The organism is Streptomyces sp. NPDC086147, from assembly GCF_040702165.1.
GTDB lineage: Bacteria > Actinomycetota > Actinomycetes > Streptomycetales > Streptomycetaceae > Streptomyces.
This window is the reverse complement of record NZ_JBFBJO010000016.1, coordinates 1-12104: the sequence shown is the minus strand read 5'-3', so window position 1 is coordinate 12104 and position 12104 is coordinate 1. Positions and strand designations below refer to the sequence as shown.

The following is a 12104-nucleotide window of genomic DNA, read 5'->3' as shown; positions in this document are numbered from 1 at the left end:
TGGCAAGGCGAGCAGGGACGAACGGTCGGATGAAACGAATTTTCCTGGCGGGAGGCTCCTCGGTCTGCACCCGGCAGATCAGCATGGCCCCGATGGCCGGCTGGGGACAGGCCATGCACCTGTTCCTGCAGGGCGTCGAGGTCGTCAACTGCGCCCGGGCCGGCGCGAGCTCGCGCAGCTTCTACGAGCGCGGGCGGCTCGCGTGGATCCTGGAGAACATCGCCCCCGGCGACCTGCTGCTCGTCTCCTTCGGGCACAACGACATGCGCTCCGAGTCCGGCCGGTTCAGCGCGCCGTTCTCCGACTTCCAGTTCTACCTGCGCAAGTACGTCGACGGCGCGCGGTCCCGCGGCGCCCATCCGGTCCTGATCCCCGGCCAGGAGCGCCGGGTGTTCGACGCCCACGGCAACATGCGCCGCAGCCTCGGCGTCTACCCGCAGGCCATCCGCGAGCTGTCCCGGACCCTCTCCGTCCCGCTGATCGACCTGCACGAGTTCTCCTCCAACTGGTGGCAGCAACTGGGCGCCGAGGAGAGCAAGAAGCTCTTCGTCTACCTCCAGCCCGGGGAGAGCCCCAACTACCCGGACGGCGTCGAGGACAACACCCACCTCAGGCCGCAGGGCGTGATCGAGTGCGCCCGCTTCGTCTCCCGCGAGATGTACGGCCAGGGCCTGCTGCACCCGAACAGCTTCCGCAACCTCGACGCGCACGTGCCGGAGCAGGAGGTCGGCTGGCTGTCCGACGACGTCTTCGAGCACCTGACCAAGTCCCGCGTGAGCGAGGTAGTGCGATGAGCGACTGGTACCCCCTGGCCCGCTCCTGGGTCGGCCACCCGGAGACTCCGCAGTACGGCGGCCATCTGGAGCTCTTCTCCGATGTCGACCCGGGACGCCCGCTCGCCCCCGGGCAGAAGTTCCAGTTCGCGCTCTCCATCACGCCGCAGGACGCCCCCTACCGGGTCTACGGCTATCTGCTCGGCGACATCTTCGAAGGCGTGACGACGGTCCTCCGGCACAAGGGCCTCGGCAAGCTCGGCAACGGGCGCTACGCGACCTACTCCTCCGGCGCCGAGCCGCGCACCGCCACCATGACGGTCAAGATCGACGACGACGCGCCGGAGACCTCGTACCTCCTGCCGCGGATCGTCGTGGGCGTCAAGCGCACCGAGGGCGAGGGGCTGGTCTCCTCGATGTCCAACTCCCACCTCGGATTCCGGGTCCGCAGGCACTGGCTGGCGGGCCGGTCCATGGTCCTCAACCCCGGCGGGCGCTTCACCGTCCCGGCCGACTACCAGCCCGCCGACGGCCTGCGGTTCACCGGCAGCTCGTTCCCCGCCCACGGCACGCTCTTCCACGCGCCCGGCGGCGGCCTCACCTACCAGGCCGCCCCCGACTTCCTGGGCTACGACGGCTTCGCCTGCGTCTTCGAGGACGAGGGCGGGCACCGCGTCCGGCAGGAGATCACCATCCACGTCGGCGGCCTGGGCGATTCGCCCGGTGTGCTGCCCGCGGATGGCTAGGGGGTGTCTCGCCGGTCATGCCGGATCAGGGAGCGGTGTCCGGTGCCGTGCATCGCAAGGCGGAGGAGGGAGTCATGGCGAGTGACGACAACGCGGCGAGGTGCGGCACCGGACACCGCGAGCCCGGCATGATCGGCGAGACACCCCCCAGGTCTCCGGCCCGCCACCGGGTCACCGCGCTCGCCCTCGCCCTGCTGGCCGTGACCGGGGCGTGCACCCGGTCGGAGGAGAAGGACCCCGGCATCTCCGCGAAGCCGTCCGGTCCGGTCGCCGAGCGGCCGCTCGCCGCCGGCGTCGACTACCGGGAGTCCGTCCACCGGGGCCCGGCCGGACCGGTGCGGATCTCCGTCCTGCGGATCGCCCCGGACGCCGAGGCCCGGCTCGTCGGCGCGCACGGCGCGAGCATGGCCCTGCCGCAGACGGTGCGTCAGGCGGCGCGCCGGGCCGGGGCGCTCGCCGCCGTCAACGGCTCGTACTTCGACATCAAGGGCGGCAAGGCCTACAGCGGCTACCCGGGCGACCCCGTCGGCCTGTACGTCGAGAACGGCCGGGTCCTCAGCGAGGCCCGCGACGACGGGGCCGCCCTGCTCCTCGGCCACCGCGACGGGCACCTGTGGGCCCGGATCACCGAGGTCGCCACGCCCGGCCTGATCACCGCCGACGACGGGCAGACCCGGCGGCTGGACGGCGTCGACCGGGTCGCGGGCAGGCTCCGCCCCTGCCGCGGCACCGATCACGACCGGCTCGCGGCCGAGGGCCGCGTCTGGCGCCAGGACCCGGCCACCGGGCTGTGCGAGGACCCCGACGAGATCGTCGAGTTCACGCCCGACTGGGGCGTCGCGACCCCGAGCGGCGACGGCGTCGAGGCGGTGCTGAACGGCGACGGCACCGTGGGCCGGCTGCGCTCCCCGGCCGGCGGTCCCGTGCCGAAGGGCGGCCGGGTCCTGTACGGGATCGGCGAGGGCGCCGACTGGCTGCGGGAACACGCCCGGCCCGGCACCACGCCGGACGTCTCGATCCCGCTGACCGACTCCTCCGGCGAGGACCTCACCGACTTCGTCGACACCGCGGTGGGCGGCGGCAGGCGGCTCCTCTCCGGGGGCCGCGTCGTGCTGAGCGAGCGGGACCGCGCGGCGACCGACCGGCCGCCGCGGACCCTGGCCGGGGTCACCGCCGACGGCTCGGTCCTGCTGGTCACCGTCGACGGGCGCGACCCGGGCGCGAGCGAGGGCGCCACCCTCGCCGAGTCCGCCGGGCTGCTGAGCTCCCTCGGCGCCGTCGACGGGCTCAACCTCGACGGCGGCGGCTCCACGACGATGGTCGTGGGCGGAGAGCTGCGCAACCGCCCCCGGGAGGCCGTGGGCGACCCGGTGGGCGAACGGAAGGTGGCCACCGTCCTGGCCCTGCTGCCCCGCTGAGGGAGAGGCAGGACGGACCGAGCAGGAACGGGAGAAGGGGCCGGTGGCAGTGCCACCGGCCCCTCCTCATGGGTTCTCGCAGGCGTTACGCCGGGACGCTCGCCACGCCCTGCGCCAGGAAACGCTTCCCGTTGACGCGCTCGGAGACGCCCTCGCGGTCCAGGTACGGCGTGATGCCGCCCAGGTGGAAGGGCCAGCCCGCGCCCGTGATCAGGCAGAGGTCGATGTCCTGCGCCTCGGCGACGACACCCTCCTCCAGCATCAGGCCGATCTCCTGCGCCACCGCGTCCAGGACGCGGTCGCGGACCTGCTCCTCGGTCAGGACGGTGTCGCCCTGCTTGAGGAGGGCGGCGACCTCGGGGTCGAGCTCCGGCTTCCCGGAGTCGTACACGTAGAAGCCGCGCTTGCCGGCCTCGACGACCGCCTTCAGGTTGGCGGAGACCGTGAAGCGGTCCGGGAAGGAGCGGTTCAGGGTCTCGGACACGTGCAGACCGATCGCCGGGCCGACCAGCTCCAGGAGGACCAGCGGCGACATCGGCAGGCCGAGCGGCTCGATGGCCTTCTCCGCGGTCTCGACGGGGGTGCCCTCGTCGATGACGTTCTGGATCTCGCCCATGAAGCGGGTCAGGATGCGGTTCACGACGAACGCCGGGGCGTCCTTGGTGAGGACCGCGGTCTTCTTCAGCTTCTTCGCCACGCCGAAGGCGGTGGCGAGGGAGGCGTCGTCCGTCCGCTCGCCGCGCACGATCTCCAGGAGCGGGAGGATCGCGACCGGGTTGAAGAAGTGGAAGCCGACCACGCGCTCGGGGTGCTTGAGCTTGGAGGCCATCTCCGAGACGGACAGCGAGGAGGTGTTGGTGGCGAGGATCGCGTGCGCCGGGGCGACCGCCTCGACCTCCGCGAACACCTTCTGCTTGACGGACATCTCCTCGAACACGGCCTCGATGATGAAGTCCGCGTCCGCGAAGCCCTCGGCCTTGTCCAGGACGCCGGAGACCAGGCCCTTGAGGCGGTTGGCCTTGTCCTGGTTGACGCGGCCCTTGCCGAGCAGCTTCTCGATCTCGGCGTGGACGTAGCCGACGCCCTTGTCGACGCGCTCCTGGTCGATGTCGGTCAGGACGACCGGCACCTCCAGGCGGCGCAGGAAGAGCAGGGCGAGCTGGGAGGCCATCAGACCGGCGCCGACGACGCCGACCTTGGTGACCGGGCGGGCCAGCGACTTGTCCGGGGCACCGGCGGGGCGCTTGCCGCGCTTCTGCACCAGGTTGAAGGCGTAGATGCCGGAGCGCAGCTCGCCGCCCATGATCAGGTCCGCGAGGGCCTGGTCCTCGGCGTCGAAGCCCTTCTGCAGGTCCCCGTCCTTGGCGGCCTCGATGATGTCGAGGGCGCGGTAGGCGGCCGGGGCGGCGCCGTGCACCTTGGAGTCGGCGACGAAGCGGCCCTTGGCGACGGCCTGGTCCCAGGCCTCGCCGCGGTCGACCTCGGGGCGCTCGACGGTGGTGGTGCCGTTGAGGACGGAGGCCGTCCAGATCAGCGACTGCTCCAGGAAGTCCGCGCCCTCGAAGAGCGCGTCGGCGATGCCGAGCTCGAAGACCTGCTTGCCCTTGAGCTGACGGTTCTGGTTCAGCGAGTTCTCGATGATGACCGAGACGGCCTTCTCGGCGCCGATCAGGTTCGGCAGGATGGCGCAGCCGCCCCAGCCGGGCACCAGGCCGAGGAAGACCTCGGGCAGCGAGAAGGCCGGCAGGGCCTTCGAGACGGTGCGGTAGGTGCAGTGCAGACCGACCTCGACGCCGCCGCCCATGGCCGCGCCGTTGTAGTACGCGAAGGTCGGCACGGCGAGGGAGGACAGACGCTTGAAGACGTCGTGGCCGCCCTTGCCGATGGCGAGGGCCTCGTCGTGCTTCTTCAGCAGCTCGACGCCCTTGAGGTCGGCGCCGACGGCGAAGATGAACGGCTTGCCGGTGATGCCGACGCCGACGATCTCGCCGTTCGCGGCCTCCGCCTCGACCTGGTCGATCGCCGTGTTCAGGTTGGCGAGGGACTGCGGGCCGAAGGTGGTCGGCTTGGTGTGGTCGAAGCCGTTGTCCAGCGTGATCAGCGCGAACCGGCCCGCACCCGCGGGCAGTTCGAAGTGCCGTACGTGGGCGCTGGTGACGACCTCGTCCGGGAAGAGCTCGGCGGCGCCCTTCAGAAGCTCGGCGGTGGTGCTCACTTGCCCTCCCAGTGGGGGTTCTCCCAGATGACCGTCGCGCCCATGCCGAAGCCGACGCACATGGTGTTGAGGCCGTAACGGACCTGCGGGTTCTCCTCGAACTGGCGGGCCAGCTGCGTCATCAGACGGACGCCGGAGGAGGCGAGCGGGTGGCCGTAGGCGATGGCGCCGCCGTACTGGTTGACGCGGGCGTCGTCGTCGGCGATGCCGTAGTGCTCCAGGAAGGCGAGGACCTGGACCGCGAAGGCCTCGTTGATCTCGAAGAGGCCGATGTCCTCGATGGACAGACCGGCCTGCGCGAGGGCCTTCTCGGTGGCCGGGATCGGGCCGTAGCCCATGACCTCGGGCTCGACGCCGGCGAAGGAGTACGAGACCAGGCGCATCTTGACCGGGAGGTCGTTCTCCCGGGCGAAGTCCTCGGAGGCGATGATCGAGGCGGTGGCGCCGTCGTTCAGGCCGGCCGCGTTGCCCGCGGTCACGTTGCCGTGGACGCGGAACGGCGTCTTCAGGCCGGCCAGCGACTCCAGGGTGGTGCCCGGGCGCATCGGCTCGTCGGCGGTGACCAGGCCCCAGCCCGTCTCGCCGCCCTCGGGGGAGGTGCGGCGGACCGAGATCGGCACCAGGTCCTGCTGGATCTTGCCGTCGGCGTACGCCTTGGCGGCCTTCTCCTGCGAGCGCACGGCGTACTCGTCGGCGCGCCGCTTGGTGATGCTCGGGTAGCGGTCGTGCAGGTTCTCGGCGGTCATGCCCATGAAGAGGGCGGACTCGTCGACGAGCTTCTCCGACACGAAGCGCGGGTTCGGGTCGACGCCCTCGCCCATGGGGTGGCGGCCCATGTGCTCGACGCCACCGGCGATGACGGCGTCGTAGGCGCCGAAGGCGATCGAGCCGGCGACCGTGGTGACGGCGGTCAGCGCGCCGGCGCACATGCGGTCGATGGAGTAGCCCGGCACCGACTGCGGCAGGCCGGCGAGGATGCCCGCCGTCCGGCCGAGGGTCAGACCCTGGTCGCCGATCTGCGTGGTCGCGGCGATGGCGACCTCGTCGATCTTCGCGGGGTCGAGGCCCGGGTTGCGGCGCAGCAGCTCCCGGATGGCCTTCACGACGAGGTCGTCGGCGCGGGTCTCGTGGTAGATGCCCTTCGGGCCCGCCTTGCCGAACGGGGTGCGGACGCCGTCGACGAAGACGACGTCCCTGACGGTACGAGGCACGATGGCTCTCCTCCAGGGTGCGGGATGGCACTGCTGCGGCGCACGCCTAAGCGTGCGCTTGCTCCCCCATGCTACTTGCGGGTAACCATGCTGCCCACCCCCTGGGGGCCAAGCGGCGAAGGTCACACCGGTGACTGTCCTACTTCCGCCCCTCGTTGGTCCGCCCTCCACGCCACACTTCCTCGATTCTGGCGAAAACGTTCAACAACGTGGCGTCTCGGACCAGTGGACGGAGGAAGTCGACATCGGAGGGGAGCAACAGTCCGAGAGCTTCCAGGGGAAGGGTGCGTAGCAACGGCTCGGCGCATTCGAAGAGCCAGTCGGTCCGCCCCGTCTCCCTGGCCAGCCGCAACGCGCCGACGATCGCTTCGGGATCGCGGGCCGGTCCCGGAATCCGGTCCGCCGTCCGCTGTACTGCGTCGAGCAACTGCTCGACGGAACTCCACCCGGAGAGCGTCGCGTGCCACAGCCGCGTACTGCCGGACCCGCTCAGCGCGGCCTTCAACTCCGGCATCGCCGCGTCACCCCCGCGTCCCCGGCGGCCCGAGCCCTCGCGTGCCAGCAGCAGACCGAGGGACGCCGCGATCCGTTCCAGGTCTCCCGGCGGCACATCCGTGCGCCAGGACTGCTTCTCCACGCAGTGGAGCAGGGCTTGCCAGGTCCCTGCCGCCACGTCCGGCGTCGGGCGCCCCGGGACCGGCGTGGTCAGGGTCTTCAGTACCGTGAGGACGGTGGCGCCCGGTAGCCGGGACGCGTCAAGGGCGAGGTGGCGGGCGAGCAGGTCGGTCATCCGTGCGACGGTGTCGTCCGGCAACCGGTGCAGTGCCGACACCACCTCCTCGTACATGGTGGAGAGGGCGTCCGGATGCTCGTCGACTCGGCAGACCAGGTTCAGGAGTGCGTGGGCCGTGGACCGGGCCCCGCCACCTGGATCCACGTGACACGTCTCGAACGTCCCAGGGAACCGTTCGAGCAGGGGAAGAACCGCCTGCATCAGGTGCCCCGCGGGCACGTCGCCGAGGAACGCGATCCTCCGGGCGGTCTCGTCCGCGTTGAGACCGAGTCCGGTCCGTAAAGCCCGTGGCCCTCGCCTCCACGGCGACGGCGCGTGGTCCCGCTCGCCGTCCGGGTAGGTTCCGTCCCGCAAGGAGATGTGGAGATCGCGGGGGACGACCTCGCCGTCGGAGAACCGCTGTCGCAGGACGAAGGAGTGGGCGAGCGCGTTCCAGGAGGTTCCGCCGAGTTGTGAGCGCCACAGGTGGGCGCAGCGCCACCAGCGCTCCACTGGAGCGTCCGCCGACAGGAACGCGGATGCGGTGAGCCCTTCCCCGCCCGTGCAGAGCACGGCGAGCAGGAGCAGATTCGCGCCGTACACCGCATCACGCTCCAGCCGACTCGGCGGTAGCGGGCGGTAGGGAGGATCGGAGCGGGCCCCGGCACCGTTCAGCGTCCGCGCGAACAGCTCCCGCAGTGTTCCGATCAGAAGCCTGTCGTGCCCGTCGCTGTCCTGACGCAGTAACTCCGCCATGTCGCGCAGCACCTCGACGCGGTCCGTCAGCGGAACGGCGGAGAGCAGAACGCGCAGGCGGTCGTCGTTCGGAACCGCTCCGCCCTCGTTCTCCCCGTCACGGGAGGGCGCGACGACCCGGCCGAGTTCGCGACCGACCAGCCGTGCCACCAGGTACTCGCCGAAGGTGGCGTGCAGGAACTCGTACGAGCGAATCTCCTCCTCTGCCGCCACCGCCTGCGACTCGTGGACGAAGAAGAACCGGCCGAACAGCAAGGGCGAGTCGCGCTCGCCCAGCAGCGCGGCGAGATCGTGCTCGACGTCCTTCGCCATGATGCTCTGGCTCCGTCGGTTGAACATTCCCATCGCGACCGCTCCGAGCAGCAGTAGCTCCTTCTCGACTGCCTGCTCCTCCTCGGACGGTGGCATCGGGCCCCGCCGACGGACGACTTCACGCCGTACGAACTCGTGCAGCAGCCGTTCGTACAGCTCGACGCGTTTCATGCCCTCCCCATGCTCTTGGCGCACGGGGCCGCCCGTGGCGTCGTACAGCGCGAGCATCAGCAGGAGCAGCGGCTGCCTGGCCAGATCGCGGTGCGACGCCAGGGCATCAAGAGTGAGCGACCCGGCTCGGAGGGGACGGGCACGGTCGTTCAACCGCTCCCAGGTGGCCAGCCAGCGGTCGATCCGGGCGTCGTCGAACGGTTCGAGGCGCAGCACGGTTGTCGCCGCCGGGGTGTGGACGCGGTCGGCGACCACCGTACGGCTAGTGACGATCACGATCGTCGGACGTCCCCAGTCGGCCTCTCGCTCCTGGAAGAGCTCAATGTCCCGGAGGTAGCTCCACTGGCGGCGGGCGTCGAGGTGATGGGCTCCGGCCTGGAGCAGTTCGTCGAAGCCGTCGAGCAGGACGACTCGTGACAGTCCGGCCCCGGAGGCCACCGCGTCTGGCCAGGGAGTGCGCCGTCCGGTCGTGCGGAGCAGCTCCGCCTCGATCTGTTCCTGCACATCGGTGTCGGCGGGCACGTGCCGCAGTTCGACGCGGACGCAGAAGAACTCGTTCTCCGGGAGCCGGGCCGCGATCAACCGGGTGAGCAGGGACTTCCCGGAGCCGGGATGCCCAAGGACCAGCAGGGGGGACCGGACGGCCCGGGACGTGAGGAGATGGGTGGCGAGGAAGGTGCCGAGGTCGTCCAGGAGCGGTTGCCGTTCCCACCACTCGTCGCTCGCCAGATCACGGTCGACGGGATGCGGCGCGAGGCGGAAGGACGGATCCACGTACCCCTCGGCGAGGGTGGGGAGTACGGTTCCGGTCCCTTCCAGCGACGTGATGGGCCTGCGCAGCCACGTGGAGTGCCGGGCGGGAGCCTTCCCGCCGCCGGCGAACCCGGTGAGCAGCTCGTCCAGGCGCGCGAGGCCGGTGCCTTCGTGCGGTGCCTGGTCTTCCTCCGTTCCCGGGCTGGTCTCGGAGGTCAGCCGCAGCTCCGGGCAGGCCCAGGTGAGCGGGGCCAGTAAGCGGTCGTAGTTGCGTATCGCCTGTTGGGCCAGGCCCCCGGAGGTAGGGTCGGCGGCATCGCCGACCCTGTGCACGAGCTCGTCCGCCGCCCGGTAGGAGGCGGTGATCTCATTGCGTAATTCCCGCGGGTCCCGGAATCGGGCGGATCCGAGGTCGACTTGGCCCAGCTCGCCGAGTACCTCGGTGGTGAGGTCCGCGGCTCCCGTTCCCCATTCGGGTCCTGGGGCGATTCCGGAGGACCGGACCGCCTCGCAGAAGGCCGCGACGTGGACCACGACGTCCGCCGCCCGGAGCAATGCCGTCCGGGCTGTTCCGTGCGCGGCGCGAACCCGCTCGGGATAGCCCTCGAAGAGGTCACGCACGACCTCGGAGGCGGAGCCGCTGAGGGTGAGCGGCGCCAGCAGCCCTTCGATGAGCCTCGACTTGCCGGCACGGTCCGGGCGCAGGATGCCAACCGCGTCCGCGAAGCCGAGCCGTTCGTCCTCCAGCCAGACCGGCGGCTCGGTTGTGGCCGCCACGGGCGGGCTGGGGCGGGGTGTATCGGCGGCGTGTTCGAGCTCCGCGTACCGCGTACGCCACCAGTCGGGATCCAAGGAGACACCCGGTGGCCGGTTCTCCCCGGCGCGGCCCCGGCAGTACCGCACGATGTCCAGGACGAGGTCCAGTCGCGGCGGGGTGGTCCGTCGCCCCGAGAGCAGTTCCGAGACGGTCGACTCGGCGCGGTGCAGTGCCCGGGCGAGATCCGCCTGTGGGACGCCGCAGCCGTGGACGAGACGGCGCAGGGTTTCGCAGAAATCGGCAACGGCGTTCGGCGAATTCGTCCTCACAGCCCCCCCCGAAGTTCGTACGCCTTCGCCCCCGGCTTCTCAGGATATGCCGTGACCTGGGGAGACGTCTCCGTACTTCGGAATTCTTCAGTGCACGGCCGCCTCGGCGTTCCCACCCCGCAGAGTCGTTCCGTGTCGCGGCACGGGTCGTGGCACGACGAGAGGAGAGTTCATGTCCGGGTCTCCGTTCCTGCCGGTGGCTCTGCTGCTGGTACCTGTCCTCGTGGTCGTTGCCGGGGTGGTCCTCCCGGCCGTGTGGTCGGCGAGTCCCGCACGACGCCGGGCCGCGGTATCCGTCCTCGCACAGCTCCTCAAGGCGGTCCGCCGACACCGCTGACCGTACGGTTCCGGGACGCGGGATCACCGTGAGGAATCCTGGAAGGTACGACGGAGAGGCCCCGGCAGCCAATGCCGGGGCCTCTCCGCGGCGCCGGGAGACAGAATCCACCGACCGGCACGGCAGTACGGGTTACGCCGTCGCCGTCAGCGCCTTCACCAGGAGCGGGGTCACCAGCTCCACCTGCCAGGGGCGCGCGCCGTGGCCCGTCAGGGCGGCGGCGACGCGGTCGGCGTCGGCCGGGGACGGCGGCTCCCAGCAGATCCGGCGCACGGTGTCCGGGGTGATCAGGTTCTCCTGCGGCAGGTTCAGCTCCTCCGCGAGCGCCGAGACCGCCGCGCGGGCCGCCGACAGGCGGGCCGCCGCGACCGGGTCCTTGTCGGCCCAGGCGCGCGGCGGGGGCGGCCCCGCCGGCTGCTGGCCCGGCTGGGGCAGCTCGCTCTCCGGCAGCGCCCTGGCCCGGTCCACCGCCGCCTGCCACTGCTCCAGCTGGCGCCGGCCCATCCGATGGCCGAAACCGGTCAGCGCGGTCAGCGCGGCCAGGTTCACCGGCACCGCGAGCGCCGCCTCCACGATCGCCGCGTCGCCCAGCACCTTGCCCGGGGAGACGTCGCGCCGCTGGGCCACCCGGTCGCGGGCCGTCCACAGCTCCCGTACGACCGCCATCTGGCGCCGGCGGCGCACCTTGTGCATGCCGGAGGTCCGGCGCCACGGGTCCTTGCGCGGCGGGGCGGGCGGGGCGGCGGCGATCGCGTCGAACTCCTGGTGCGCCCACTCCAGCTTCCCCTGCCGGTCGAGCTCCTCCTCCAGGGCGTCCCGCAGGTCGACGAGGAGCTCGACATCGAGCGCCGCGTACCGCAGCCAGGGCTCGGGGAGCGGCCGGGTCGACCAGTCCACGGCGGAGTGGCCCTTCTCCAGGGCGTAGCCGAGGACGGACTCCACCATCGCGCCGAGGCCGACGCGCGGGAAGCCCGCGAGCCGCCCGGCCAGCTCGGTGTCGAAGAGCGAGGTCGGCCGCATGCCTATGTCGCGCAGACAGGGCAGGTCCTGGGTGGCGGCATGCAGGATCCATTCGGCTCCGGACAGCGCCTCGCCGAGCCCGGAGAGGTCGGGGCAGCCCACGGGGTCGATCAGGGCGGTGCCCGCGCCCTCGCGGCGGAGCTGGACGAGGTAGGCGCGCTGGCCGTAGCGGTAGCCGGAGGCGCGCTCGGCGTCCACGGCCACGGGGCCGGTTCCGGCGGCGAAGGCGGCGATCACCCCGGCGAGGGCGTCCTCGGTCTCGACGACGGGCGGCACCCCCTCGCGGGGCGCCAGCAACGGGGTCGGAAGCCCATTCGCAGGGACGTCGTCGTCCGGGGGGCCGCCCCCGGTGGTGCGCAGTGCCGTGTCTGCTGCGGTCTCTTGGGCGTCGGTCACCCGTCAAGGGTATCGGTGAACGGCGGGCACCTGTCGACGGAACGTTCCGTCGACAGGGGCTCCCCGACGGGCCACACCAACAACGTGGGAGGGACACCGAAGCAAAGCCAGAGCGACAATGGCGGCAGTGGGCGCGGG

The 12104-nt window shown here is 71.6% G+C and carries 7 protein-coding genes and 1 pseudogene; 3 read left to right on the top strand and 5 right to left on the bottom strand.

What is annotated here, in order from left to right; translation table 11 throughout:
• Nucleotides 1-29 precede the first annotated feature (29 nt).
• The 3 genes from AB0398_RS26715 to AB0398_RS26705 all read left to right on the top strand — a co-directional run bounded on the left by AB0398_RS26715 (nt 30) and on the right by AB0398_RS26705 (nt 2937).
• A complete protein-coding gene (locus AB0398_RS26715) occupies nt 30-794 on the top strand; it encodes a rhamnogalacturonan acetylesterase (RefSeq protein WP_366378169.1) in 765 nt (254 codons plus the stop codon).
• Nucleotides 791-1519, top strand: a complete 729-nt coding sequence (locus AB0398_RS26710; protein WP_366378168.1) for a hypothetical protein — start codon at nt 791-793, stop codon at nt 1517-1519. The genes AB0398_RS26715 and AB0398_RS26710 overlap by 4 nt, the downstream gene beginning before the upstream one ends.
• A gap of 74 nt (nt 1520-1593) precedes the next feature.
• On the top strand, nt 1594-2937 hold the full coding sequence (locus tag AB0398_RS26705; RefSeq protein WP_366378167.1) for a phosphodiester glycosidase family protein: 1344 nt from the start codon (nt 1594-1596) through the stop codon (nt 2935-2937).
• 85 nt (nt 2938-3022) lie between these two features.
• Here the strand turns inward: AB0398_RS26705 and AB0398_RS26700 are convergent, their stop codons facing one another.
• From AB0398_RS26700 to AB0398_RS26680, 5 genes and pseudogenes are all read right to left on the bottom strand, one after another.
• Nucleotides 3023-5152, bottom strand: a complete 2130-nt coding sequence (locus tag AB0398_RS26700) for a 3-hydroxyacyl-CoA dehydrogenase NAD-binding domain-containing protein (protein ID WP_366378166.1) — start codon at nt 5150-5152, stop codon at nt 3023-3025.
• Entirely contained in the window at nt 5149-6363 is a 1215-nt protein-coding gene (locus tag AB0398_RS26695) for an acetyl-CoA C-acyltransferase (RefSeq protein ID WP_366378165.1), read from the bottom strand. The genes AB0398_RS26700 and AB0398_RS26695 overlap by 4 nt, the downstream gene beginning before the upstream one ends.
• Nucleotides 6364-6502: 139 nt before the next feature.
• Nucleotides 6503-9904, bottom strand: a complete 3402-nt coding sequence (locus AB0398_RS26690) for a hypothetical protein (protein WP_366378262.1) — start codon at nt 9902-9904, stop codon at nt 6503-6505.
• Nucleotides 9905-10027: 123 nt separating this feature from the next.
• Nucleotides 10028-10213 (bottom strand): annotated as a pseudogene (locus AB0398_RS26685) (helix-turn-helix transcriptional regulator); the annotation flags it as partial.
• 469 nt (nt 10214-10682) lie between these two features.
• Complete coding sequence (locus tag AB0398_RS26680; protein ID WP_366378164.1) at nt 10683-11966, bottom strand: ribonuclease D; 1284 nt, start codon at nt 11964-11966, stop codon at nt 10683-10685.
• Nucleotides 11967-12104 lie beyond the last annotated feature (138 nt).